Annotated in this window: 22 protein-coding genes; 12 read left to right on the top strand and 10 right to left on the bottom strand. The window is 57.6% G+C overall.

Annotated elements, in window-relative coordinates; translation table 11 throughout:
• Window positions 1–86 precede the first annotated feature (86 nt).
• The gene (locus tag GOV90_RS16535; RefSeq protein ID WP_171095105.1) at window positions 87–965 is read right to left on the bottom strand and encodes a LysR family transcriptional regulator; all 879 of its coding nucleotides are present in this window, start codon (window positions 963–965) and stop codon (window positions 87–89) included.
• A gap of 107 nt (window positions 966–1,072) precedes the next feature.
• Between GOV90_RS16535 and GOV90_RS16530 the strand changes: the two genes are divergently transcribed.
• From GOV90_RS16530 to GOV90_RS16505, 6 genes are read left to right on the top strand one after another with little or no spacing between them, the layout of a single operon-like run.
• Window positions 1,073–2,617, top strand: a complete 1,545-nt coding sequence (locus tag GOV90_RS16530; RefSeq protein ID WP_171095103.1) for a trimethylamine methyltransferase family protein — start codon at window positions 1,073–1,075, stop codon at window positions 2,615–2,617.
• Window positions 2,614–3,906, top strand: coding sequence for an aspartate aminotransferase family protein (locus GOV90_RS16525; protein ID WP_171095101.1), 1,293 nt, complete (start codon window positions 2,614–2,616; stop codon window positions 3,904–3,906). Before GOV90_RS16530 ends, GOV90_RS16525 begins: the two co-directional genes overlap by 4 nt.
• Window positions 3,903–6,302 carry an FAD-dependent oxidoreductase gene (locus GOV90_RS16520; RefSeq protein WP_171095099.1) on the top strand — a complete coding sequence of 800 codons (2,400 nt, stop codon included), beginning with the start codon at window positions 3,903–3,905 and terminating at the stop codon, window positions 6,300–6,302. The genes GOV90_RS16525 and GOV90_RS16520 overlap by 4 nt, the downstream gene beginning before the upstream one ends.
• Window positions 6,299–8,710, top strand: a complete 2,412-nt coding sequence (locus tag GOV90_RS16515; protein WP_171095097.1) for an FAD-dependent oxidoreductase — start codon at window positions 6,299–6,301, stop codon at window positions 8,708–8,710. Before GOV90_RS16520 ends, GOV90_RS16515 begins: the two co-directional genes overlap by 4 nt.
• Window positions 8,711–8,713: 3 nt before the next feature.
• Entirely contained in the window at window positions 8,714–10,081 is a 1,368-nt protein-coding gene (locus GOV90_RS16510; RefSeq protein ID WP_171095095.1) for an amidase, read from the top strand.
• 2 nt (window positions 10,082–10,083) lie between these two features.
• Window positions 10,084–11,754: a thiamine pyrophosphate-binding protein gene (locus GOV90_RS16505; protein WP_171095094.1), complete on the top strand. Its 1,671-nt coding sequence runs from the start codon at window positions 10,084–10,086 to the stop codon at window positions 11,752–11,754.
• 184 nt (window positions 11,755–11,938) lie between these two features.
• Here the strand turns inward: GOV90_RS16505 and GOV90_RS16500 are convergent, their stop codons facing one another.
• From GOV90_RS16500 to GOV90_RS16475, 6 genes are all read right to left on the bottom strand, one after another.
• Complete coding sequence (locus GOV90_RS16500; protein ID WP_171095092.1) at window positions 11,939–12,880, bottom strand: hypothetical protein; 942 nt, start codon at window positions 12,878–12,880, stop codon at window positions 11,939–11,941.
• Between the two features lie 7 nt (window positions 12,881–12,887).
• A complete protein-coding gene (locus tag GOV90_RS16495) occupies window positions 12,888–14,201 on the bottom strand; it encodes a TRAP transporter large permease (protein ID WP_171095090.1) in 1,314 nt (437 codons plus the stop codon).
• Window positions 14,202–14,204: 3 nt separating this feature from the next.
• On the bottom strand, window positions 14,205–14,738 hold the full coding sequence (locus tag GOV90_RS16490; protein WP_171095088.1) for a TRAP transporter small permease: 534 nt from the start codon (window positions 14,736–14,738) through the stop codon (window positions 14,205–14,207).
• Between the two features lie 69 nt (window positions 14,739–14,807).
• Window positions 14,808–15,785 carry a TRAP transporter substrate-binding protein gene (locus GOV90_RS16485; RefSeq protein WP_171095086.1) on the bottom strand — a complete coding sequence of 326 codons (978 nt, stop codon included), beginning with the start codon at window positions 15,783–15,785 and terminating at the stop codon, window positions 14,808–14,810.
• Between the two features lie 10 nt (window positions 15,786–15,795).
• Window positions 15,796–17,088: an FAD-binding oxidoreductase gene (locus GOV90_RS16480; RefSeq protein WP_171095085.1), complete on the bottom strand. Its 1,293-nt coding sequence runs from the start codon at window positions 17,086–17,088 to the stop codon at window positions 15,796–15,798.
• Entirely contained in the window at window positions 17,085–18,218 is a 1,134-nt protein-coding gene (locus tag GOV90_RS16475) for an enolase C-terminal domain-like protein (protein WP_171095083.1), read from the bottom strand. The genes GOV90_RS16480 and GOV90_RS16475 overlap by 4 nt, the downstream gene beginning before the upstream one ends.
• Window positions 18,219–18,315: 97 nt before the next feature.
• Between GOV90_RS16475 and GOV90_RS16470 the strand changes: the two genes are divergently transcribed.
• On the top strand, window positions 18,316–19,236 hold the full coding sequence (locus GOV90_RS16470) for a LysR family transcriptional regulator (protein ID WP_171095081.1): 921 nt from the start codon (window positions 18,316–18,318) through the stop codon (window positions 19,234–19,236).
• On the opposite strand, the gene GOV90_RS16465 is transcribed toward GOV90_RS16470, so the two are convergent.
• Window positions 19,197–20,891 (bottom strand): thiamine pyrophosphate-binding protein, encoded by a 1,695-nt coding sequence (locus GOV90_RS16465; protein ID WP_171095080.1) that lies wholly within the window; start codon window positions 20,889–20,891, stop codon window positions 19,197–19,199. The genes GOV90_RS16470 and GOV90_RS16465 overlap by 40 nt on opposite strands.
• A 111-nt stretch (window positions 20,892–21,002) precedes the next feature.
• Between GOV90_RS16465 and GOV90_RS16460 the strand changes: the two genes are divergently transcribed.
• Together GOV90_RS16460 and GOV90_RS16455 are read left to right on the top strand one after the other, a co-directional pair.
• Entirely contained in the window at window positions 21,003–21,707 is a 705-nt protein-coding gene (locus GOV90_RS16460; protein ID WP_171095079.1) for a GntR family transcriptional regulator, read from the top strand.
• Window positions 21,704–22,414, top strand: coding sequence for an aspartate/glutamate racemase family protein (locus tag GOV90_RS16455; RefSeq protein ID WP_171095078.1), 711 nt, complete (start codon window positions 21,704–21,706; stop codon window positions 22,412–22,414). The genes GOV90_RS16460 and GOV90_RS16455 overlap by 4 nt, the downstream gene beginning before the upstream one ends.
• Before the next feature lie 103 nt (window positions 22,415–22,517).
• On the opposite strand, the gene GOV90_RS16450 is transcribed toward GOV90_RS16455, so the two are convergent.
• Entirely contained in the window at window positions 22,518–23,288 is a 771-nt protein-coding gene (locus GOV90_RS16450; protein WP_171095077.1) for a transporter substrate-binding domain-containing protein, read from the bottom strand.
• A gap of 121 nt (window positions 23,289–23,409) precedes the next feature.
• Here GOV90_RS16450 and GOV90_RS16445 point away from each other — a divergent pair, with 121 nt between their 5' ends.
• From GOV90_RS16445 to GOV90_RS16435, 3 genes are read left to right on the top strand one after another with little or no spacing between them, the layout of a single operon-like run.
• Window positions 23,410–24,150, top strand: a complete 741-nt coding sequence (locus GOV90_RS16445; protein ID WP_171095076.1) for an amino acid ABC transporter ATP-binding protein — start codon at window positions 23,410–23,412, stop codon at window positions 24,148–24,150.
• An 8-nt stretch (window positions 24,151–24,158) separates the two neighbouring features.
• The gene (locus GOV90_RS16440) at window positions 24,159–24,917 is read left to right on the top strand and encodes an amino acid ABC transporter permease (protein ID WP_171095075.1); all 759 of its coding nucleotides are present in this window, start codon (window positions 24,159–24,161) and stop codon (window positions 24,915–24,917) included.
• A gap of 11 nt (window positions 24,918–24,928) precedes the next feature.
• On the top strand, window positions 24,929–25,264 hold the full coding sequence (locus GOV90_RS16435; protein ID WP_171095074.1) for a carboxymuconolactone decarboxylase family protein: 336 nt from the start codon (window positions 24,929–24,931) through the stop codon (window positions 25,262–25,264).
• 52 nt (window positions 25,265–25,316) lie between these two features.
• On the opposite strand, the gene GOV90_RS16430 is transcribed toward GOV90_RS16435, so the two are convergent.
• The gene (locus GOV90_RS16430; RefSeq protein WP_171095073.1) at window positions 25,317–26,249 is read right to left on the bottom strand and encodes a hydrogen peroxide-inducible genes activator; all 933 of its coding nucleotides are present in this window, start codon (window positions 26,247–26,249) and stop codon (window positions 25,317–25,319) included.
• Window positions 26,250–26,341 lie beyond the last annotated feature (92 nt).

Below are 26,341 nucleotides of genomic sequence, written 5' to 3'. Positions count from 1 at the left end.
CCAGGTCAAAACCGATCTGTGTCCGACGAGACAAATTAAGCGCGCTGCCTTCAGCGGCGCGCTTTTGCGTTCAATGGCCAATGTTTTTAGCCAGGTTCGCAGCTCTGGGACCTCAACCACTCAATAACGTCCCGGACTTCACGCTTGTCCCGGCTTCCGTCCTGTGCCTCGACAAAATAGCCGTGTGTGGGTTTGATATCTTCGTCGAACAGGCGCAAAATCCGCCCCTCCCTGAGATCTTGATCAATCAGTGGCAGCCAGCCCACCACTGCGCCTTGTCCTTCGGCAGCCCCGCGTAACAAAATATTTGCATCTTCAAACACGACGCCCATCAGGGGGGACCCGGGCTGCACGTTCATCGCGGCAAACCAGTCCAGCCAGCCCCAATGATTGCGTTGGTGCAGGATGGGTTTGTTCAATAGATCTTCAGGCGCATCGAGGGGCCCATATTGGTCAATGTACTGCGCGCTTGCTATGGCGACAGGTCGAAGTTCCAGCAGTTTGAGTGAGCCGCGTGGCATGTCCGCCAGTCGATGCCAGCTCAGAACAATATCTGCGTGAGTCTGGTCCATCATGCGTGGACGATACGAAGGTACGACCTCAAGCTCGACCTCGGGGAAACTCTGCCAAAGGTCGCTGATGCGTGGCATCAGCCACCGGGCCGTTAAGATGGGTCCGGCGGCCAATCGCACAACCTTGCGTGATGTTCTGCGCAAAGCTCCAACCGTGTCTTCCAGCATTCCAAACGCCCGTCCCGTCGTTTCGGCCAGCCGTGTTCCATCCTCCGTTAGCCTGACCTCGCGCCCCACGCGTTCAAACAATAGGGTGCCCAGTTGATCTTCCAGTCCACGGATGTGGTGGCTGATGGCCGTTGGCGTCACCACAAGATGCTCGGCGGCGGCGCGAAAACTGCCGGTTTTCGCGGCTGCATCGAAAGCGCGTAGTGCGGAAAGAGAGGGGAGCATAACCGTCCTAATGATGAGTGAAACTTACTAGTCGCTGAGGAAAGACCATTTGTAAACTGCTGTTTGGGCTGTAATCATGGCAAGTAGGTAATCTGGACTCATGTAAAATGACCACTACAGCGCGCAGGCGTGGCCGCAAACAGCGCCTCACCCAAACAACAGAACCCGAGTCGAACCCGCCTGTTTGGCCAGGTATCTGTGGCGGGCGTTTCAAGCCGCTTTCTCCCCAAGAGGTCGCGCTGGTTGAAGAAACGGCGCTGACCCTTCTGGAAACGCTTGGCCTGAGTCAGGCTATACCTTCGATGATCGAAAAGGTGGTTGCGGCGGGTGGGTCCTTGACAGATGACCACCGTTTGCAGTTCCCCCGCGCTTTGGTGCGTCAGGCGATCAGCGAAGCAAACCGTGATTTTAGCCTTTGCGGTCAAGTTCCTGAACATGATCTAGATATCAGTCAGGCCCGCGCGCACATGTCCAGTGGCGGCGCGGCCCCCGGTGTTTTTGATCTGGACACGGGCGTCTATCGGGACTCGACACTGGCTGACCTGTATGACGCGGCCCGCATTGTCGACCAGATGGACAATATTCACCATTTCAGCCGTTCGGTTGTTGCCCGGGATATCGAAGACAATGCGGTGATGGATCTCAACACCGCTTATGCCTGTCTGGCGGGGACGTCCAAGCATGTGTCGATCTCGATCACCGAGCCCGACAATGTGCCCGCGATCGCACAGCTGTGTTATGCCATTGCCGGCAGTGAAGAGGCCTTTCGCGCGCGTCCTTTCCTGACTGTGATGGTGTGCCACGTCGTGCCACCCATGCGCTTTGCCGAAGAAGCATGTGAAGTTCTCGAAGCTGCAATTCTGGCCGGGTTTCCGGTTCAATTGATCAGCGCTGGACAGGCCGGTGCTACCAGCCCGGCAACCATTGCCGGTTCATTGGTTCAGGCCGTTGCGGAAACGCTGGCAGGGCTGGTGTTCGCCCGTCTTGTCAACCCAGAGGTAAAGGCGATCTTTGCACCGAAACCGTTGGTTGCGGACCTGCGCACCGGCTCTATGTGCGGCGGCGGAGGGGAGCAGGCGATCCTCATGGCGGGCGCTGCACAGATGGGGCGGCATTTCGACCTGCCAACCTCTTCTATTGCGGGTATTACCGATGCCAAGTGTTTGGATGCGCAATACGGGGCCGAGAAATCGCTGGCCGTGACCATGGCTGCACACGCGGGTTCGAACATTGTCACCCAGGCGGCCGGGATGCAGGCCAGCTTACTGGGTGTCAGCCATGCGGCTTATGTCAGTGACAATGACATGCTGGGCAATATCCTACGCACTTTGCGCGGGATCGAAGCCACGCCTGAAAACATCGCCGCCGACGTAATTGCCGATGTTTGCCGGGGCGAGGGGCATTATTTGGGCGAACAGCATACATTCAACAGGATGAAATCAGACTATTTCTATCCTGAAATCGGTGACCGCAGGACGCCGCGGGAATGGCAGGAAGACGGCTCTCAGCCTGTCGGTGACGTTGCTCGGGAAAAAGCGCGCGAGATTTTGTCCGTTCACTTCCCGCAGCACATTCCCGACGACGTTGACCGCGCGTTGCGCACACGTTTCGACATCCGTCTGACACGACAGCAAACCGGCAGATCCTCATGAAAAGTCAAAACCTAAGCGCCCGCGCCCGTACGGTTATGCCTGGTGGCGTCAGTCACGAGTTGCGTTACAAAACCCCGTATCCGATCTATTTCGACCGCGCCAATGGGGCCGAGAAATGGGATGTGGACGGCAAGCGCTACATCGATTTCAAGCTGGGTGCGGCCAGTCAGATTCTGGGACATGCCCACCCTGAGATTGCTGAAGCAGTGGCCCGTCAGATGGAGAGGATGCCTTACACCGCAGACTGTCATCCGATTGAGGTCGAATGGGCCGAATGGCTGGCCCGCCTGTTCCCCTCTGCCGAACGGGTGCGGTTCACCGGGTCTGGTACAGAGTCTACAATGCTTGCTCTGCGGCTGGGTCGGGCGTACTCGGGTCGTGATAAAGTGCTGCGTATCGACGGCCATTTCCACGGCTGGCATGACATGTTGATGAAAGGTGCCAAACCCGGCACCAACACAGCGCCAAGTCTGGGTATACCGCAGGCTGTGACCGACCTGACGGTGGTATCCCCGCCGGATCTGGACGCCGTCGCCGACCTGCTGGACAGCGATCCACAGATCGGAACCGTCTTTGTCGAAGCCTCCGGCGCAAATTATGGATCGGTCCCTCTGCCGGACGGTTTTTTGCAGGGGGTGCGAACCTTGACCGAAAGAACGGGCCATGTGCTTGTTTTTGATGAGGTGATCACGGGTCTACGCTGGTCGCCGGGCGGCCGTCAGGCGCGAGATGGGGTGACGCCGGATCTGACAACATTGGCCAAGATCGTCACTGGTGGTCTGCCGGGCGGGGCGGTTGTTGGTCGGGCTCACGTCATGGATCTGCTCAGCCCCGGCGAGACCCGTGAAGGGCTATCGCCTCCGGTCGGACACAAAGGCACTTTCAACGCGGCCCCCTTGGTGGCTGCGGGGGCGGTTAAGGCGATGGAAATCCTTTCGACCGGCGACGTTCAGTCCCATGCCGATGCAATGGCCGCGCGTCTGCGGGATGGCATCAACGCAGCCTTCATTGAACTGGACGTGCAGGCACTGGCCTATGGCGACAGCTCGACCTGCCACCTCTATTTCGGTGGACGATCCATTGAAGGGCTGGATGCGGTGGCAATCCGAAAAACCCCACCTGCCGTCGTCAAAGGCTTGCGTGACGGGTTGCTAGAGAGAGGCGTGGATTTCATGTCTTTCACCTCCTGCGTGACTGGCCTGCCGCATACACCCGGCCTGATTGACGAGGCGGTCGCACTTTTCCGCGACACTATTTCGGATATGGTCCGCGACGGAGTGCTGTCATGACATTGCCCACCCATGCCCGCACCGTCATCATTGGTGGCGGCGTCATCGGCTGTTCGATTGCCTATCATTTGGCCCGCGAAGGTCGCAAAGATATCGTTGTTCTGGAGCGTTCGAAACTGACCAGCGGCACGACGTGGCATGCGGCTGGTCTGGTGCGGCGTTTGCGCCCGTCGGCGACACTGACCAAGCTGATCAACTATTCCATCGACCTTTATGGCGAACTGGAACGCGAAACCGGGCAAGCCACGGGATGGACCCAAACCGGCTCGCTGACGCTGGCCACCAACCAGGACAGGCTGACGAATATCAAACGTCAGGTCTCGCTTGGCCGCGCCTTTGGGCTTGAGGCCGAGGTTGTGGATGCGTCCCGTGCCAAGGACTTGTGGCCGCTGATCGAGGTCGATGACGTGATCGGCGCGATTTGGTCGCCGTCGGACGGACGGGTCAACCCCTCCGACGTGGCCCTTGCGCTGTCAAAGGGCGCACGGGCACGAGGGGTTCAGATCTTTGAAGATACCCGCGTGACTGGCTTGCAAAAGAAAGGCGGGCGGATATCGGGCGTTGAGGTCGGTGACCACGTAATCGAGGCCGACGAGGTTGTGATCGCCTGTGGGCTTTGGTCGCGTGAGGTAGCGGCCATGGCCGGGGCGCACATGCCGCTTTATGCCTGTGAACATTTCTACATTCTGACCAAGCCGTTGCCCGAGGTTCAGGCCCTTGGCAAAGGCGTGCATCTACCAACGCTGAACGATCAGGATGCGTTTCTCTATGCCCGCGACGATGTCGAAGGGCTGTTGGTTGGCTCGTTCGAACCCCATGCCAAAGGCCTGCCGCTGGATCGGTTGCCCGCCGATTTCTCGTTCGATCTGCTGGACGAGGATTGGGACCATTTCATGCCGATGATGGAAAACGCACTACGCCGCATTCCGGCACTGGAAAAGGCCGAGGTTCGGATGTTGCTGAACGGCCCGGAAAGCTTCACGCTCGACAGCCAATTCATGCTGGGTGAAAGCCCCGAAGTGCCGGGGCTTTTTCTGATGGGAGGGATGAATTCGACCGGAATTGCTCTGGCAGGTGGGGCAGGTAAGGCCATGGCGGAATGGATCATCGCCGGAGAACCCACGATGGAGTTGAACGAGGCCGACATTCACCGCTTCAGCCCCGAGATGAACGTTCTGGGCGCACTGGAAGCCCGTATTCCTGAAGTTCTTGGACGCCACTATGACAATCCGTTTCCCGGTCGCGCGATGGAGACCGCAAGGGGTCAGCGTCGTTCGCCAATCCATGCCGGTCTCGTCGCCGCCGGGGCGCGGTTCGAAGCGCGGGGCGGCTGGGAACGTGCCGTGCATTTCGGGGGCGAAGCTGCCCATCTGCCACTGACCTTCGGCGCGCCTGCATGGCGCGAACAGGTCGGGCAAGAGGTCGAAACCTGCCGATCGGGCGCGGCCATTCTGGATCAAAGCGCCTTTGGTAAAATCATGGTGCAGGGGCCGGATGCCAGCGCCTTTTTGAACCGGCTCTGCGCCGCGCAGATGGACGTGCCCGAGGGGCGCATTACGTATACCCAGATCCTGAATGCGAAGGGCGGCGTGGAAAGCGATCTGACCGTTCAGCGGCATGGGCCCGAAACTTATCTGCTGATCGTCGGGGCCAATGAAACCGTTCGTGTGATGCAGCGGATGCGGGACACAAGAGGCGATTACCGTGCGGAGTTCACGGATGTTACCAGCGGGTATGCCATTCTGGGCCTTGCTGGTGCACAGGCCCGAGACGTGTTGCAGGCCACGACAAACGCGGCTGTCCCGGACCTCAAGCGGTTCTACTTTGCACCCGTCGAGATTGGTTTGGCCCGAGGTTGGGCAGGTCGGCTGAGCTTTACCGGGGAAGAAGGCTTTGAGCTTTACATCCCTGCCGACATGGCCATGGCTGCCTATGAGGCGCTGGTCGCCGCAGGCGCAAGCCATGCGGGTCTTTACGCAAGTGGATCTTTGCGCATTGAAAGCGGTTTTCGGGCATTCGGTCACGAACTCACACCGGGCACCACGCCGCTTGAAGCCGGGCTAGGTGCGTTTTGCGCCATGGGCACGGGTTTTGTGGGCGAAAACGCCTTGCGGGATCACAAGCCCGAACGGCGCATCGTTTCGATTCTGTTCGACGATCCCGCAGCGATCCCGCTGCATGATGAACCCATTTACTTTGACGGCAAGGTCGTGGGGCAGATCACCTCAGCCGCATGGAGCTACCGGTTTGGTCGTTCCGTGGCGCTTGGCCTGATCAACGCGCCTTTGGACCTGCTTGAAACCCAAGACGTTTTGGACGGGTTCGAAGTCGAAATCGCTTGCGCCCGTTACACGGTCAAAGCTTCTCTCAAACCCGCAAAGGTAGCTTTTGCATGAGCGACACGATCCAATCCACCCAAGTGGCGATCATTGGCGGCGGTATCATGGGCGTGGCCGCGCAGTTTCAACTGGCCGAGAACGGTTGGACTGACACGATCCTTTTTGAAAAGGCCGAATTGACCAGCGGTTCCACTTGGCACGCGGCCGGACAGATTGCCCATGCGGTAGGCAGTCGCCTGATGGGGTGGATCAACAAAACCTCCATCGAAACCTATAAACGGGTCGAGGCCGAAACCGGACAGAGCACAGGTTGGCACGAAGTCGGCGGCATCCGGATTGCCACCACCGACGACGAAGTCGATTGGATGAAGTCGATTATGGGCGTGGGCAAGCTGTTGGATCTGCCAATGGATCTGATCGGCCCGGAAGAGGTGGCGCAGGTTAATCCCTTCTACAAAGTCGACGACGTTAAAGCTGCGGTGCGCACTTACGAGGATGGTCATATCGACCCCTCAAGCGTGACCATGGCGCTGGCTGCTGCAACCCGGTCGCGCGGCGCCCGGATTGAACGGCACAACCGGGTGATCGGGGCGTCACGCAAAGGCGATATGTGGCTGTTGCGCACCGAAAAAGGCGATGTGCTGGCCGAACATGTGGTGATTGCCGCTGGGTCTTACGCCAATCAGGTGGGGGAGTGGTTCGGGCTTAATATCCCTTCGGTGTCGTGCCTTCACCACTATCTTGTGACGGACACCGTATCACAGTTCGCCGACCGTCCGGAAATGCCCGTGATGCGGGACAATGCCTTTGGGGGTTACATCCGGCAGGAGCAGAAATCCGGCTTGATCGGAATTTACGAAGGCCATGTCTGCCCGACGGTCTGGGAAATGCCCGAAGGCGCGCCTTGGGCTGCCGAAAATGAGCTGTTCCAGGCCGATTACGACTCGATTGGCGATTTCCTGATGGTGGCTTTCGACAAAATGCCAATTCTGGCTGATCTTGGCATCAAGCGCGTCGTGCGTGGGGCAATCACGCACACACCTGATGGCGGAATGCTGGTCGGGCCATCGGGTGCGCCGAACGTCTGGTTGTCCTGCGGCTCGTCCATCGGGCTGGCCTGGGGCGGCGGCGCGGGCAAAGTGCTGGCCGATTGGATGGTGCATGGTGAAGCCGAAATCAACACCCGCGGTTTCGACCCGCGCCGATACGGAGATTTCGCCTCGGATAATTTCATTGTCGAGCGCACCAAGGACGAGTTCATGCGCCGCCATGACACGCCTTGCCCGGGTAAGCAGTTCCACAGCCTTCGGCCGCTGAAAAAACACCCACTGTATCACCGCCTTGCCGCCAAGGGTGCAGTTTTCGGAGAAGTCGCCGGTTGGGAGCGTCCGCGCTATTTCGGTGGAGTAGGCGAATCAGAACAGATCGGCTGGGGTCATCAGCCGTGGCATGCAAACGCGACGGCCGAGGCAAAAGCGACGCGCAATGCCGCCGGTGTCATCGATCTCTGCGCTTTTGCCCAGTTCGAGATCTCGGGCAAGGATGCGGGCGCTTTGCTGGACCGGCTGTCGGCCAACCGAATACCTTCGAAAGTCGGGCGGATGAGCCTGAACCATTTGCTGACGGCGCAGGGAAGGTTCGAGACAGAAATCACGATCTGGCGCATGGCCGAAGACCGGTTCTTCACAGGTTCCCCCATTGCCCGCGCCACACCGGATTTCGATTGGATCAAGTCCCACATCCGACCCGGCGAGGATGTGACGATGATCAACCGCTCGGCAGATTGGGGGATGCTGGCACTGTCAGGCCCCGCGACCCGCCGTATCCTGTCTGAACTGACAGACGTTGATCTGTCCAATCGCGCTTTCCCTTGGTTATCTGGGCAGGAAATCCGCGTCGCAGGAATTCCTTGCTATGCACTGCGCGTTTCGTTTGTCGGCGAATTGGGCTGGGAATTGCACGCGCCGCTGGATCAGATTGGCGCAATCTACGACGCGCTTTTTGAAGCCGGGTCCAAACATGGTCTGACCGATCTGGGTTCTTACGCGTTCAACGGGATGCGAATGGAAAAGGCTTATCGCGCCAGCGGGGAACTGACCACGGATGTTGGCCCGCTTGACGTCGGCCTCGAACGCTTTGTCGTGAGCGAAGGACGCGATTTTCAGGGCCGCGATGCGCTGCTCAGCCGCGATCCGGAATGGCAGCTATTCTATGCAGAGCTGCACTCAGAAGACATCGACATTCATGGTGGCGAGCCGGTGTTGCTGAACGATCAGCCTGTGGGCCTGACCACATCGGGTGGGTATGGCTATACGATCGGCAAGTCCCTGGGGTGGTTGTTTGTTCGCAAGGGCACCCCGCAAACGGGTCTCAGCGTCCGGATTCTAAATCGTGACATCCCGGTTACGGTACATCAAGATGCGCTCTTCGATCCGCAGAATTTGCGACCCCGATCCGAGGAATAACTCTTGCTGCAACCGATAGATATCACTCAGAAGTCGGCCATCGAGCTTGCGGGAGACCTGCGTAAAGGAACCCTGAGCAGCTCGGAGGTTTTGGCAGCCTATCGCGCGTGTATCGAAGGCGATACAGCCGGTGTGAACGCCTTTGTCACGCTGGATTGGGACGCTGCCAGCGCCCGTGCTGATGAACTGGACAGGATGGCCGCGCGGGGGCAGTTCGCAGGGCCACTGCACGGGTTGCCGGTCGCGATCAAAGACTGTTTTGATACCGCCGGTCTGCGCACAACGCATGGATCAAGAAGCTTTTCTGATCATGTCCCGTCCAGTGACGCGCTACACGTCGCGCGTCTGAGGGCGGCAGGTGCCGTGATCGTTGGCAAGACAAACACGCCCGAGTTCACATTTTCTGGCCAGACCACGAACTTTGTATCGGGCACGACGCGCAATCCATTGAACCCCGAAAAGACGGTTGCGGGCAGTTCTGGTGGCGCCGCGGCCGCGTTGGCGGCCAACATGGTTGCCCTTGCTGATGGCTCGGATCTTGGCGGCAGCGCACGCACACCTGCCGCATGGTGTGGCGTCGTCGGCATGCGGCCAACATCGGGATTGGTTCCCATGGACCCGAACCCGGCCCCTTTCGACGGTTTGTCCGTGCCTTGCCCGATGGCGCGTACCGTCTCGGACCTCGCTTTGATGCTGAGTGTGATGCAAGGCCCGACGCCCAACCAGCCTTTGGCATACACCGGCGCTTACCCGGACCCGGTTGAGATTGATACCCCGCTGACTGCGGGCCGCGTGGCGTTGAGCCTTTCGCCCTTCGGGGCAGGTGTTGAGCCATCGGTTCAGGCGGCCTTGGCACCAATCGCAGATGTTTGCCGAGATTTGGGCTGGCGTGTCGATGAAGATACGGCCCCGGACCTTGCCCCGCTGCTTGCACATGGCGACATCATTCGGGGCCAATGCGCTCTGCAAATTCGCGCGGCGCTCGATCCCGACATGACACAGGCCACAGACAGCTATCGCACGGCCTGCGCACAGGGCGAAGGGCAAAGCTTTGCCGATCTGATTGCCTATCAGAAGACACGCCGTCATGTCTGGGACTCTGTTGCTACATTCTTCGCCCACTATGATTTTGCCCTTTGGCCCACCGCCACTGGATTACCGTTCAGCGCAGACCTGCGAGACGGGGAAATCACCGAGGACTGGCGTACAGTAACTCTGACACCGACGTTAGAGCTTCCCTCGATTTCCATCCCCATGGGTCAGTCCTCGGACGGTATGCCCGTGGGTCTTCACATCACCGGCCCGAAAGGATCGGACGCACGGCTGCTGCGCTTTGCCCGACAGATTGAACGCCAAATTTCCGGAGACTGAACATGACCACCATCAACGGCGGAGAAGCCGTCTATCGCGTTCTGAAAGCCAACGGCATCGATACCGTTTTCGGCCTGCTGGGCGGCTCGATGCTGGAACTCTACGATGCCATGTATAAAGGCGGTCAGATCGCCTATGTCGGAGCGCGGGACGAACGTGCTGCGGGCCACATGGCTGATGCCTGGGCGCGGATGACGGGCAAACCCGGTGTGGTTTTGGGGGCGCAGGCAGGGCCCGGCGTAGTCAACATCGTGACAGCAGTGGCCGAGGCGCAACTGGCCTATTCCCCACTTGTGGTGATTGCCGGAGCGATCACCCGTGCCGATCAATGCAAGGATACGTTTCAGGAAATAGATCAGGTCGCGTTGTTTGCACCTATTTCCAAGCGTTCGGTCATGGTGACAGATCCGGCGCGGCTGGCACCGATGCTGGAAGACGCCATCCGGTTGGCCAACACAGGTCGGCGCGGGCCAGTGGTGCTGCATGTCCCGCGTGACTTGTTTGCCGCTGAAATTCCGGCTTTTGAGCCGACCCGGGTGAACATCGCGCGCCCCGGACCGGCCGCACCGTCGGACGTCGCCGCCATTGCCAAGCTGCTATCTGGGGCCGAAAGGCCGGTGATCTTTGCCGGTGGGGGCTTCAAATGGGGGGACGGGCGCGACGCTTTGACGGCGTTGGCTGAAAAGCTTGAGGTTCCGGTCGTCGCATCTACCGGCCATGCCGATGTCATGCCCCACGGCCACCCGTGGTTTGCAGGGCAAGCCGGGCCACGTGGCAATGTGGTCGCCAGCAGGTTGACGCGCGAGGCGGATGTCATGGTGGTTCTCGGAGCCCGGCTTGGGTTCAACTCGACCTTTCATTCCAACGACTATGTCGGGGCTGATACCCGGATTGGCCATGTCGATATCGAAGGCGCAGCGGTTGGCCGTTATTTCCCCGCCGAGATCGCCGCACAGGGCGACGCCCGTCTGACTGCCGAAGCTTTGATAGATACTGCAACGCGCCCGGATTGCGATCCGTGGCGCGAAGCGTTTCGGTCTGGCATGTCCGACCTCGAAGCCGTGCGCGCGGCTGAGGCAGAGCTGGACAGCTTGCCTATGCACCCGCGCCGTGCTCTGGCCGAAATCCGCGCGACCTTGCCCGAAAACGCCATCGTAACGCTGGACACGGGCAACACTTGCCTGCAAGCCGCAGACCGGCTGGCCCACTATGCACCGATGTCTCTGATCACACCTTTGGATTTTGGTCTTGTTGGTTTTGGTCTCGCTGCCGCAATCGGAGCCAAGGCTGCTACGCCAGATCGCCCTGTCGTGGCTGTGATGGGTGATGGCGCCGTCGGCTATACGATGATCGAGATTCAGACTGCCATTCAGCACAATCTGCAAATCACCATCGTTGTTTTGGACAATCAGGCTTGGGGAGCGGAAAAGGCTTATCAGCAAGAGTTTTACGGAGGCCGTTTGCTGGGTGCAGAAATCCAATCGCCCCGTTTCGACAAATTTGCCGAACTATGTGGTGGGAAAGGTATATGGGTCGATGGGCCCGGTGGCATGGGCCCGGCGTTGCAAAAGGCTATCGCGTCGAATGAAACAACGGTTATTCAGGCCAAAATCGACCCAAGTGCGTTGATGACCTTGCGCAAAGACCTGTTCAAGGCACCGCAAAAGGACTGAGCTCTCCCCGATCGATCTATGCGGTTTAGTCTTGGCTGTTACCCCGGCATGGAAGGTTAGCGCAGGTTCTGGCAAAGCACCGGAAGCGACGCGCTTGTCTGTGTTGACCTTCAAATCGTTCTTTTTGAATCGGATCGGGGTGTTTGCCGGGACGATTTTTTGCTTCCGCGCGTTTGATCAGACTTTACGTCGAACGGCCATCAGGGGTCCCACGACCGTAAAGGCGCCGCATGATCATGGGCGTGAGGTACATGGGTATCTGATAAGCACCGATGAAGGCCATGATTGGCGCAGTCACCTCGGGCGGCAGGGCTACAAAAAAGATCGCGATGTTTCGGTTACCAGCGATCAACGAAACTGCCGTTGCCCGCGCCGCGGGAAGCCTGCTTTGCGTCAAATGAAACATGACAATCTGTGCGCCAAAGTTGGCCAGACAGGCAAATGCGATCCAAAATGCAGCCAAAGCCGGATCCTCCAGCGCTGTTGCGCTGACCGACGGCATCAGGCCAATGACAAATATAGCCAGCGTAAGCGTTCCCAATCCTTCAAGATTTAGCAATGTGAATTGCGAAGGCGCGCGCAGGACCGTCTTTCGTACGAACATGGCGGCACCGGTTGTGCCTAAAATTGTCAGTAACAGGCGCAAGCCAGCCCCTAAAACCGACTGAATATCGCCAAGCTCGGGCATGAGCAGGAAAATGGGCAGTGCGGTAAAAGGCAACAGAGCCGTGCCGACAACCATCAGTCGCATCGCGTGTTCCGGTGCGTGACCCATCATCATGCACATATTCGGGCTGCCTAAAATGGACGGAGCCGCCGTCATGATCAGCAGGCATAGAAGCACCGGCGCTCCGATCCACCCACAGGCATATCCAAATGCTATGACGATCATCGGCGTCACCAGCTGAAATCCGACAACAGTTAGCGCGACGTTGGGCAGGTCACTCAATGACCCAACGACGGCTTTGGGGTCCATCCTCAGCAAAGTCACGAAAAGCAACAGGATGACCAAAGGGGCCAGCAGGTCTCGCATTGGTTCCGCCAGAGATGGCAACAGAAGACCTGCTGCCAATCCACCGATCAGAACATAAGGTCCATGGCGCGCGGCCAGATGAAGCGGGTTCAAAGCCGCCTTATCCGCCCGGGCTTTGTCTTAGGTTTTCAGGCAGCCAAGTCGCGAGATCAGGGAACCAGATCAGGATGAAGACCATCAGAACCATGATCAGGAACATCGGAATGGCGGCCCGCGCGATATAGCTCATCTCGTGGTTGGTCATGCCCTGCATGACGAACAGGTTGAACCCGATCGGAGGCGTGATCTGCGCCATCTCGACGACGACTACAATGAAGATGCCGAACCAGATCAGGTCAATCCCGGCGTCGCGGATCATGGGCTCGACCACCGCCATTGTCAGTACGACCGAAGAGATGCCGTCCAGAAAACAACCCAGAATAATGTAGAAAACCAGCAGCACCATGAGCAGTTCGAACCGGGTCAGTTCCCAACCGGCAATCAAATCGGCCAGACCACGCGGCAAGCCTGTAAAGCCCATGGACAGCGAAAGGAACGCCGCGCCCGCCAGAATGAGCGCAATCATCGCGCTGGTGCGCGTGGCCCCCATCAGACTTTCGGTAAAGGTTTTCCAACTCAAAGATCCCTGACCTGCCGCCAACAGCAGCCCGCCGATGACCCCAAAGGCCGCGGCCTCGGTTGCGGTGGCATATCCAAGATACATCGACCCAATCACCACCATGATCAAAAGGATTACAGGCAGCAGGAAGCGAGAGTTCTTGATCTTTTCTGAGAAACTCAGCTTGGCTTCGGTATTGGGGCTCCAGTCTTTGCCGAGTTTGGAATAGATCGCCACGTATCCCATGAACATCGCCGCCAGAACCAGACCGGGAAGGATCCCGGCAAAGAACAGCTTGGTGATGGATTCATTGATTGTCACACCGTAGACGATCAGGGTCAGCGAGGGCGGGATCATCAGCCCGAGTGTCGCCGCGCCGGTCAATGTTCCGATGATCATGCGTTCGGGATAATTGCGCTTGCGCAGTTCGGGGATCGACATCTTTCCAACAGTTGTCAGCGTGGCTGCTGAAGAGCCCGAGACGGCTGCAAAAACCGTGCAACCAACTATATTGGTGTGTACCAGCCCGCCTGGCAAAGGGGCCATCCACGGGGACAGGCCCTTGAACATGTCTTCCGATAATCGCGTTCGATACAGGATTTCACCCATCCAGATGAACATGGGCAGTGCGGTCAGGGTCCACGACGACGACGCCGACCAGATGGTGGTGATCATCACGTCCCCGACGGGGCGGGTGGTGAACAGTTCCATCCCGACCCAGGCAACGCCCATCAGGGCCAACCCGACCCAGACGCCGGTGCCCAGCAAAGTGAAAAGAACAAAGAGAAAGAGGATGATGACAGAGAGGTTTTCCATGAGTTACTCTCCGTGGCTCTGATCGGCGAGATCGCGGACGATGCGGTGTTCGCCCTTGAAAAGCACGTGGATTAAATGATCAGTCAGTGCAATGGCCAGAATGACTGCGCCTAACAGCATCGCGGATTGTGGGATCCAAAGGGCAGTTCGGTCCTGGCCTTGGCTAATGTCGTTGAACTTCCAGCTCCAATAGACAAAGCGATATGCGTACCAGCAAAAATACCACATGACAGCGGTGCCGATGGCGAAGCACCAGACCTCCAGAATACGCCTTACCCCATCCGGAACGGCGTTCAGAAGGATGGAAACCCGGATATGACTGCCCCGGTTCAGTGCATTGGCAAAGGCCAGAAAGGATGCTGCGGCCATCGCGTAACCCGCATAGTCGGGTGCTCCGGGAAACACTTCACCGGTCCAGCGGGCAAGCATCTGCACGACGATCAGCAACAGAATGGCGATCAGGCTGAGTGCCGCTAAAACCCCTGCCGCCAGATAGATGAAGTCGAGTACGGACCGAAGCCCTCGCAAAACCGCCATGCTGTCCCCGCTGTTTTTTGATTGGATGCGAAAAGGGCGGCCGGATGAACCGCCGCCCAAATCGAAAGGTTACTGAGACGCGTTGAAGGCGTCGACGATGGCTTTGCCTTCGTCACCGGCAGCTTCCAGCCATTCGTTGGTCATGGTCACGCCGATCTCTTTCAGTTCGTTGGTCATCTGTTCAGAGGCCGGACCAACAGTCATACCGCCATCCCGCAAACCCTGCAGTGTGAACCCGGTATATTCCTTAGCGCGCCAGTTGCCTGCGTACTCTGCCAGCTCTGCACAGCCCTTGATGACGTTCTTGTTGGCATCAGACACACCAGACCAGACATCAGAATTGACCATCACGTAATTACGCGGCAACCACGCATCGACTTCGTAGAAATAGTTCAGGCTTTCCCAGACTTTGCGGTCATAACCGGTCGATCCAGACGACACCATCGAATCCGCCACACCCGTTGCAAAGGCCTGACTGATTTCCGCCGCTTCAATCGTCACCGGTAGCATCCCGGTCAGCTCGGCTAGTCGCGAGGTCGCATTGTTGTATGAGCGGAACTTGATGCCCTTCATGTCAGCGACCGAGTTTACCTCGTTCTTGAAATACAGACCCTGAGGCGGCCACGGCACAGCGTAAAGCAACGTCAGGTTCTGTTCGGCCAGTACTTTTTCAATAGATGGCTTGGCGGCCTCCCAAAGCTTGGCGCTGTCGTCGAACGAGGTTGCGAGGAAGGGGATCGAGTCAAAGCCAAACAGCGCGTTTTCGTTTTGGTGGCCGGATAGAAGACGTTCACCAATCGGGGCCTGCCCTGTCTGGATTGCGCGTTTGATATCGGCACCCTTGAACAGTGAACCGGAAGGGTGTGTGACGATCTCGATCTCACCACCAGTGCCTGTGGTCACGCATTTAGCGAACTCCGCGCCTGTGGCCGAGTGGAAGTTTGACGCCGAATAAGCCATCGGCATGTCCCATTTCTCCGCCATGGCCGGTGCGGCTGCAGCTGCAGTCAAAGCGGTCGCTGCCAGAAGATTTGTCAGTTTTTTCATCGTTTTCTCCCTATTGAATTTTGAAACGCCGATGTTTTTCATCAGCTTGTTCTTTTGTTGCGTAGCGTGACGGCGCGTAGACGCTCACATCCGCGTTTGGAGTTCTGCCCGCGATCATCTGGGCCAAAAGGCGTCCGGTTTTTGGCCCGCCTGTCAGGCCGATGTGATGGTGCCCAAAGCCCATATAGGCCCCCTTGATGCCGGGCACGTCGCCAATGATCGGGATCGAGTCAGCCGGGGCGGGCCTGTGCCCCATCCATTCCACTTCCTCCTTCCATGTTATGCCCGGGAAAGCTGTCCGGGCATTCTTGCGCATCAATTCAAACGGCGCGCGAGAGGGCGGTGCATCCAGCCCTCCGAACTCTACAATGCCTGCCAAGCGTATGCGCCCATCCATGGGTGTTGCAACAAACTTACCCGATGCAACCATGACCGGGCTGCGCGGCATGGCAGAAGGTTCCACCAATTCAAGATGATACCCGCGTTCGCTTTCCAGTGGGACCGAAACCCCCAGGCGCTTGGCCAAAGGTCCTGACCAGACGCCTGCCGTCACGATAGCTGTGTCGCACGCAATGGTTTCACCGCTCGTGCGAACGCCAGTGACGCTTCCGCCTTCGCGCGTGACGTCTTCGACATTGGCTTGGATGATCCGACCTCCTTGCGCTTCAACATGTGCAGCTAGGTCTTTGACATATCGCCCCGGATCGGTGATGTGGCCATGGTCTGACAGCTTGGCCGCAAACCCAATATCCTGACTGAACACGGGATCGTAATCGTGGAAAGCCTTGCCCTCCAATTCGTCCCACGCAAAGCCATGCTTACGCCGAATGCCCCAACCAAAGGCATCGCCTTCGAAATGGGCCCGGTTTTCATAAAGGAACAGATAATCGCTGGGGACGATCCATTTGTCAGCGCCAGTTCCGGCGGCCAGCGCTTTGTGGTCGTTCAGGCTGTCGCCCACGATGGGCGTCAGGGCTGCTGCGATCCGCTCCACGTCTGTGGCGTTTGCATGGCTTAAATACTGCCTTAGCCATGGCAACAGCTTCGGTAAGTACCTCCATTTCAGGAACAGTGGCTGAGAGGGGCTTAACAGCATCTTCGGCGCTTTGCCGAGCAGTCCCGGAACCGTCACAGGCACGATAGAGCATGACGCAAGCACGCCGCCATTGCCATGCGAGGTTCCTTCGCCAGGCCCGGCCTTATCGATCAAAATCACATCGTGACCGTCGCGCTGCAGCCAGATAGCCGCGGAGACTCCGACAATTCCAGCCCCGATGATGGCTATGGTCTTCTTCTCGCTCACGCCGCCACCGCCTTTGAAACTGCGTAGTGGTTCAGTTTGTCCAGGTCTGGTTTGCCGCCTAGCCCAGGACCATCCGGCACGCACACCTGTCCGTTCCTGATCTGGAACGGTTCTTCCAATATGTCCTTTTTCAGGAAATACGACGCCTGATAGAACTCACAGCCCAGAGTGATTTCTGGTGTCGCGGCAATCATGTGCGTGCCGGCCAAATGGGCCAGGCCAGCCTCGAACATGTCGCCACCATAGGCTGTCAGGCCGTGAGCCGCCGCAATACGCGCAACAGTCTGACCGCGTGTCAGGCCGCCGGATTTCATGATCTTGACGGAAACACCGTCGCAAATGCCTTCGCGGGCTGCACGCTCCATGTCTTCGGGGCCAAACACGCTTTCGTCTGCCAGCAAAGGCACATCTGTCATTTGGCGCAGCTTGGCCATCATGCCGAAGTGATGAGCGCGCACGGGCTGTTCGATGAAATCGGGATCGAACCGGGCGACGTCGCGGACCTGTGCCGGGGCATGCTCGATACTGAGTCCTTGGTTATAATCCACGCGCACCGAAAACTCGGGGCAGTTCTGGGCCAGGTATTCCAGCCGCATGATGTCAAAGGCGTGATCCTTGAACCCGGTCTTGAGTTTGACAATCCGGACACCATCGTCTTGCAACCGTGCCAACAGGTCGACGTCTTGCGAGAAATCAGGGTTGGCGATGGAACAACTCAGCGGGATTGCGTCCCGGCATTTCCCGCCCAACAAAGACCAAACGGGCACGTTACTGATCCGGCCTGTAAGATCCAGCAGCGCGGTTTCCAGTGCGGCTTTGGCCTCGGTGCAATGCGCCACAGCATAAGCGGCGCGCGCCATGATCGCGGATCTGTCGCTGACTTTTGCGCCCAAAACAAGTGGGCGCAGATACCGATCGAGCGCAGCAAAGGTTGCCTCTGGCGTGCCGGTGAATACTGACCAGGGCGATGCTTCGCCATACCCTTGAGAGCCGTCCTCGGATGTCAGCCGTAGGATAACAATTTCGCAAACGCCCTCGACGGATCCAATGCCGTGATCCCGCCGCGAGGTCACTGGCAGCTTGAGGTGCCATAGGTCATAGCCCGTGATTTTTTGTGACAGATCGCTCATTCGGCCCCCTATAGATGTGCGGAAGCCTGCCTTGACCGGCATATCATTTCAAATACTATATCTTCGACAGTTCATCAAAAAAAATGATACTATACCGATGTCATTGCGCTTTCGTCAGCTTCAAGCCTTTCACGCCATCATGGAAACCGGAACCGTGACCGGCGCAGCATCGGTTCTTGGCATCTCGCAACCCGGCATCAGCAACCTTTTGGCGCAACTGGAGCGCGAGGCGCGGTTACCTCTGTTCGAACGCAACAAGGGGCGTCTGTTGCCTACGCCCGAAGCCGAGTTGTTGTACCGCGAAGTCGACACTGTTGTGCGTGGGTTGGACCATGTTGCGCAGGCAGTAACGGATTTGCAAAACAAGCATCCCGGTCAGTTACAGGTTGCTGCGCCACACCTGCTTTCATTTGGTTTCATGCCACGTGAGATCGCGCGGTTTGCCGAAAGTCGCCCGAACCTGTCCGTCAGCTTTCAATCGCAATATTCGTCGAAGATTCAAGAATGGGTGACGTCTGGCCTGTTTGAGATCGGCATTGTCGAGATGCCCATTTTGCATGACACGCTGAACTATCAGGTGTTTCAGTTCGAAACGCTGGCCACTTTCCCGGAAGACAGTCCTTTGTCAGCGCATGACGTTCTGACGCCAGAAATTCTGGAAAATGAGCCTTTTATTGTCATGGGGCCGGAACATCAGACGCATCGTAAAACCCGCGACATCTTTCAAGGTGCCGGGCGCACATGGCGCACGCAGATTCACACGCATTTGTCCGAAAACCTGCTGAGCTTCGTGAAGCAAGGCATGGGGGTCGCCATGATCGACCCCTTTACCGTTAACTTTGATGAAGAGAGCGGATATCAAACCCGCCCTTTCAAACCTGCAGTCATGTTGGAGCTTGCAATCATCACAGCAAAAGGTCGCCCCTTATCCAGGATCGCTCAGGAGTTTCTGGATCAGCTGATCCCGTCGATCGCCTCTTACGCTACCCATTCGGATACTGGCGCAGCAGCTTCGTGAAGCTGTTGCGAATGGATGTCGACCAGCGTGGGACCGTCATGCGCGATGGCCTGTTTCAGGATTTTTGGCAGGTCTTCGGGGTCTTTAACCGTCCATGATTTCACGCCAAAGGCTGACGCCACTGCGGCATGATCCGTGCGGTTGAAGTCAACGTTGTAGAACCTTTGACCAAAGCCCGCATCTTGACCTGCTTTGATCCAGCCGAAGACCGCGTTTGAGAAGACAATCGATGTGATGGGCATTTTGTGCCGCACCATCGTTTCAAACTCGCCACATGTGAAGCCGAACGAGCCATCGCCCATGACGGCCAGGGTCTTTACCGACGGACGCCCGACATGTGCCCCCATAGCTGCACCTAATGAATAGCCCAGAGCGCCATGCGCCCGGTTAGTGATGAACTGCCGTCCCGATGTCCGCCAACGATAATGCGCGCTGAAATAGGGGCAGGGGGTGCCTGGATCCGCCACAACAATTGCGTCGTCATCCAGAATATCCATCAACGCAGCCATGACAGCTTCGGGCCGGATCGGCATTTCTCGACTTGCGGCCAGCGGCGCGAAAGCGGCCAGCTTGGCATCCCACGCGGCACGGGCTTTATCCGCCCCGCCTTGTGCGTTTAGATCCTGCCGATCTTCTAGTGCGCGGGCCAGAGCCTCGAGCGCCAGTCGGGCATCGGCGCAGATTGCCACTTCGGTCTGGTAGTTTGCGCCAATCACCATGGGATCGCTGTCGATGTGAATGATCGTGGCATCGCGCCCTGGGCTTCTCCACCTTTCAGTTGTGACCGAGCCGGCGCGGCAGCCAATGAACAGAACAACATCCGCCTGATCCACGACGGCACGTGTCGCGGGCACACCTCCGTTAGACCCGACAACGCCCAAGGCCAGCGGGTCGGTTTCGGCGATGGAACCCTGGCCGGAAACGGTTGTAGCAACGGGCATGTCCAACAAATTTGCGACCTGTCGCAGTGCGTCGGTTGCACCTGACAGAACTGGCCCCCCGCCACAGACCGCAACAGCGGAATTGGCCCGTGCTAGTATATCCGCCGCGGCTTCGATCGCATCCATGTCCGGAGCAGCGCGCTCGGCAGGATAGCTGCGATGCCTATCATCCGCCCAGATTTCGGCCTCATCCACCTGCGCTTTTTGCGTGTCGAAGGGCAAAGCCAGATGCGTGGCGCCCGGCGTGCCTGTCGTCATTGCTCGAAAGGCCGCCCGCACCATGGCTGGAAGCCGCGCGGCGTCGTCCAGCGAGGTATTCCACTTGGCTAAAGGTTTGAAAAGGGCGGGCTGATCCAGTTCGGTCAATGGGTATTTGCCCCGGCTGGTTGTCGCGACGTCCGAGGTAATCGCCAGAATCGGAACCGAGCTTTCGTTGGCTTCGACAACGCCGGGCAGAATGTAAGTTGCGCCACCGCCCGAGGGACCTTCGCAGACACCGGGCTTCCCAGTCACACGCGCGTAACCATCCGCCATATAGGCCGCGTGCCGTTCATCCCGTGTCAAAATGTGCTGAATACCGTGATCCATGCGGGCCAGAGCGTCATAGAACGGCAAGGTGGTATCGCCGCACAGACCGAACATGTGCTTCACGCCATGTGCCTCGAGCATACGCACCATAGCCTCTGCTCCGGTCAGATAATTCGTCCCTGTCATGATCTGCGAGCCTCTCGATTCCTATCTGTACGCAGAACTGTATACAGTTTTGTATATTGATTTCAAGTTCTGCCTGTGGCACCTGTGGCAAACAAGAGGAAGGGTAGGTTAATGGCGGGTCCAAGGGTCGGCGACATCTATGATCAGGTTAAGGCGATGGCGGTTTCGTTCCGCCTGCGCCCCGGGGATCGTCTGAATGAAGTCGCACTATCCAAGGATCTGGGCGTCAGCCGAACGCCACTGCGCGAGGCGTTGAACCGGCTGGTTGCCGAGCGGCTTTTTGACTTTCGCCCCGGGCAAGGGTTTTTCTGCCGCCCGTTGGATGCGCAAAGCGTGTTTGACCTTTTCGAGCTGCGCCAGATCATCGAAACTGCCGCCGCTCGTGCGGCGTGTTCCAAGGCCTCTGACAAAGACCTGCAGAATCTGCGGGATGAGCTTTACTCAACGGGCATCGATATCACCGGCCTGACCGTCGAAGAAGCCGTCAGCCGGGATGAGGCGTTTCACCTTGGGATAGCCAAACTGTCGGGCAATATGGAACTTTTGCAAACCCTGACGCGGATCAATGAGCGCATTCGCTATATACGTTGGATTTCCATGAGCATGGACCGGGTGCAACGTTCAAAAGACGAGCATAAGCGAGTTATGCAAGCGTTGATTGAACGGGATGCGGAAGAGGCCGCACGTGTTCTGGGTGCTCATATCACCAAGCGCATGGATCAGGTGCAGGACGCTGTGCGTCACGGGATTAGCAGCATTTATATGGAAGGGTCCGAAGAAATCTCGGCCCGGATAATCGAGGAGGTCGAGGGATGATTGCGCAGGGGGGAAAATCCATCTACGGCGCATCCGTCGGTATTCTGATGCTGGATGCCCAGTTCCCGAGAATCCCGGGTGACATGGGCAACGCGCTGACTTGGCCGTTTCCGGTGCTCTATCGCATTGTCCGCGATGCCTCACCGGATCGGGTGGTTCGGCACCGGGCCGAGGGGATGCTGGGTGTGTTCATCGACGCGGCGCGAGATCTGGTAAGGGATGGTGTGGATGGCATAACCACCAATTGCGGTTTCCTGTCCTTGTTCCAGAAAGAACTGGCCCAAGCCGTCCCGGTTCCGGTGGCAACATCGTCCTTGATGCAGGTAGAAATGGTGAACCGCATCCTGCCTGCGGGCAAGCGCGCAGGGGTTTTGACCATTTCAGCCTCGACCCTGACGAAAGATCATCTGCGGGCGGCCAACGTACCGTTGGATACCCCGATTGGCACAACCGAAGGCGGGCAGGAGTTTACCCGCGCGATCCTTGGGAATGAGCTAAGGCTGGATGTTCAGAAAGCGCGCGAAGACAATGTACAGGCGGCGCGTACCTTGGTTGCGGGCAACCCTGACTTGGGTGCAATCGTGCTGGAATGCACAAATATGTGCCCCTATGCACGCGATATCCAACAGGCTACTGGGTTGCCCGTGTTTTCTATCGTCTCTTTTATTCAATGGTTTCAGGCCGGTCTGGTTCCGCGGACATATTGATCGAAAAATTAGTGCGCAAAGCACTTTGCCCAGTCACGTCAAAATAGAAAACGCCCGATCCTGAAGGCCGGGCGTTAAAGTGCAGGTTCTGTCTGAAAATGGATCAGAGACCCCATTTCTCGCGGTTAGCTTCGAAAAAGCCCTGCGCTTTTTTCACTTCGATCCAGTTGTTCACATAGTTGATCCAGACCTGATCGCCTTGCGGCAGGATCATCGCGATGGGCGATGGCGACCGGGGACCCGCATTCTTGACACGGACCACAGGGAACTTCTCCTCAAGTGTCGATCCTTCGATGTTCGACGTGATGAACACATCTGCGCGTCCAGCGATCACTTCCTGAAAACCACGGGCCGGGGCTTCGACAACTTTAATCTCGGCGTTCGGGAACCATTCACGCACACGCTTTTCAAACGTCGTGCCCAGCGTGGTGGCGACCGTCACACCCGGTTGGTTGATGGAGTCATAGCCGTCAAATTTGTCCGCCTTGTCCTTGGTCGTGTACGGGAACAATTCCACCGCGATGTAGCTGTCTGAGAAACCGGCGACCTTCATGCGCGGCGGAGAGATCGAGGCCGAACCGGTCAGGTGGTACTTGCCCGCCACCACGCCGTTGACCAGCGTTTTCCAATCGGTCGGCACATATTCGACCTCAACCCCCAGATCGGCGGCCAACTCGTTCATGATGTCGATGTCATAGCCTTTGTAGCTGTTGGTGGCCGGATCGCGCAGCGACATGGGGTTCCAGTCACCGGTGGTGCCCACTTTAAGCACGCCGGAATCCAGAATCTCGTTCAGTGCGGATTGCGCCTGTGCGGCACCTGACAATACCAGACCCAGCGCGGCTGCTGCCGCTGCTTTCAAAAAAGTGTTCATCGCTTTCTCCCGTTGGTGATGTTTATGTCTTGCCGCCGTGTTCATCATTGATTTAACCCGAAAGAGAAAGATAACCTCAAGAAAATATTACAACTTGACCAAAACAAGGGCAGACCAGCTTATGCCAGACGCCGCAATTGAACTTGTGGGCGTGAACAAGTGGTTCGACACGTTTCACGTACTCAAGGATATAAACCTGACGGTCAACAGCGGCGAGAAGGTGGTGATATGCGGGCCCTCGGGGTCAGGTAAATCAACCGTCGTTCGGTGTATCAACCAGTTGGAAAAACACCAGAACGGAACCATCCGTGTGGATGGGGTCGAACTTACGGATGATGCAAAATCTGCGGCGACGATCCGGTCCGAGGTTGGAATGGTGTTTCAGCAATTCAACCTGTTTCCGCATCTGACCGTGTTGGAAAACCTGACTCTGGGCCCGATCAAAGCGCGGGGTCTGAGCCGTAAGGAGGCCGAGGAAAAGGCACGTCTCTATCTGGAGCGCGTACACATCCCTGATCAGGCGGACAAAAAACCCATTCAGTTGTCCGGTGGTCAACAACAACGCGTTGCCATTGCGCGGTCCCTGTGCATGGAGCCGCGTGTTCTGTTGTTTGATGAGCCGACCTCGGCGTTGGACCCCGAGATGATCTCGGAAGTGTTGGATGTCATGGTCGAGTTGGCGAACGAGGGCATGACCATGGTGGTTGTGACCCATGAGATGGGGTTTGCGCGCAAGGTGGCCGACAAGATGATCTTCATGGACGCGGGTGAAATCGTCGAAGAAGGCAAGCCCGAACATTTCTTCACCAATCCGCAATCCGAGCGGTGTCGTAAATTCCTGTCGCAGATATTGCAGCACTGAGAGGGGCTATGAAAAAACTTCTTCTGATAGCGCCCCTGCTTTTGCTTGCGGGTTGTTCCTCGTCCCAGACTTGGGGCTGGTATGTGATCGACCCTACCACGGCATCGGGCTGGACCAATGTTAAATTCCTGATTTCTGGCATGTGGGCGACGATACAGATCTCTCTTATTGCCGCAGTTCTGTCGATTGTCATCGGATTGATGGTGGCATTGCCGGGCCTGTCCGAGAAACGCGGCTGGCGGCTGGTCAACAGGGTTTATGTGGAATTCATCCGCGCCATTCCACTGCTGCCGATGCTGTTTTGGGTCTTTTATGGATTGCCTATCGTGTTCCAGTCGATGGGAATGAACGTGCCAATCGATCCATTCTGGGGCGCGATCATCACCCTTGCGATTTCGGACAGTGCCTTTACCGCCGAGATCTATCGTGCGGGTATTCAATCCATCGCGCGCGGTCAGCGTGAAGCGGCGCAAACCATAGGTCTGAACTATGTACAGACCATGCGTTACGTGATCCTGCCTCAGGCGATCCGGCGTATTCTGCCTCCATTGGCAAACCAGTTCATTTACATCGTCAAGATGAGCGCCTTTGCCAGCGTTATCGGGATGCAGGAATTGACTCGCCGCGCGAATGAATTGGTGGTGACGGAATACCGCCCGCTGGAAATCTACACACTGCTGATCTTTGAATATTTGATCCTCGTACTGATCATCAGTGCTGGTGTGCGCTGGTTGGAACGCCGCATGGGCGCAGATGAGCGCGGATAAGGAGCTTATTTATGGACTGGAAAGATTTCATGGCCGAGACCGAGGCCAACATCGGCACCTTCTCGAAAGAGGTTCCCGAAACGGTGCGTGGCTTTGGCATCATGGGCAAGGCCGCCAAGTCCGACGGTGTATTGAACGAAAAGACTAAGGAATTCATCGCGTTGGGCATCGCTGTCGCGACCCGTTGTGACAGCTGCATCGGGTTTCATGTGAAGTCGCTTGTTCGTCTGGGGGCCACGCGCGAAGAGATGTGCGAGGCGTTGGCCATGGCGACCTACATGGGCGGCGGGCCGTCCTATGCTTACAGTGCAAAGGCTCTCAAAGCTTATGATGTTTTTTCTGCGTGAGCGTCAGACAGCCAGATGAGCGCTGAAAGGCTTGGCTGACCTCGCCTCACGCTCAATCAGCGATCGCTTGGCCATTTTGCCCCGCGTGCAGAATATTCTCTTCCGCGGTTTTGCGCACAATTGCACCGATCTTGAGAAGGTTTTCGCTGAGCGGGTTTGTTTTGCGCCAGACCAATCCAATCGTCCGGGCAGGCGGTGTGTCCTGGAACCGGGCGATTGAAACGTCGGCGGAACGGGTTTCCAAGCCGACTGCCATTTCCGGTATCAGCGTCACGCCAATCCCGGCCCCAACCATCTGCACGAGTGTGGAAAGCGAACTTCCCTCCATGATCTGCTGCGGTTCGATATTGCGGATCGAACAAAAAGACAGGGCCTGGTCACGGAAACAATGGCCTTCCTCCAGCAACAACAACCGCATTGTTCTGAGCTGCGACGAACTGGGCATGGGAAGGCTGGCGTCTTGTGCCGGGCGGACCAGTAAGAAGTCTTCGTTGAACAGCGAAAACTCCCGAAGGCTGGGCTCGGAAACAGGTAGGGCGACAACGCCGACATCCAGCCGCGAGTCGAGAATTTCCCGGATCACCGACTCTGTGATGGTCTCTTTGGGTTCGATTGTCAGCTGTGGGAATCGCTGCGACAAAGCCTTGATGATCGACGGCAGCAGGTAAGGCGCCACTGTTGGGATAACGCCTATACGCAAACGGCCTGACAATGGGCCGGACGGTGATTGTACCAGATTGCCCAAATCTTCGACCCGCATCAGGATTTCTCGGCCGTGGCTCAGAACGTCTTCTCCAAGTGCCGTCAGCCGGGTCTCACGCGCGGCGCGTTCTACCAGCGGACCGCCCATTATAGCCTCCAGCTCTTTAATCTGAATGGAAAGGGCAGGTTGCGAGATTGCACTGGCCGCCGCGGCTTTGCCGAAGTGACCATGAGTGGCAAGGGCCTCGAAGTAACGCAGGTGCTTGAGTGTCAGTGCTTTCATTTGAAAAACTAATCACAATGATAGAAATTACAAATTTCCATTTATCGATTGGGTCGGGTACGAGTCAACCTATCTGAACCCCTAGGTAAATA

The organism is Ruegeria sp. HKCCA5929 (assembly GCF_013034525.1).
Lineage (GTDB): Bacteria > Pseudomonadota > Alphaproteobacteria > Rhodobacterales > Rhodobacteraceae > Ruegeria.
This window is presented reverse-complemented; position numbering and strand designations above follow the sequence as displayed.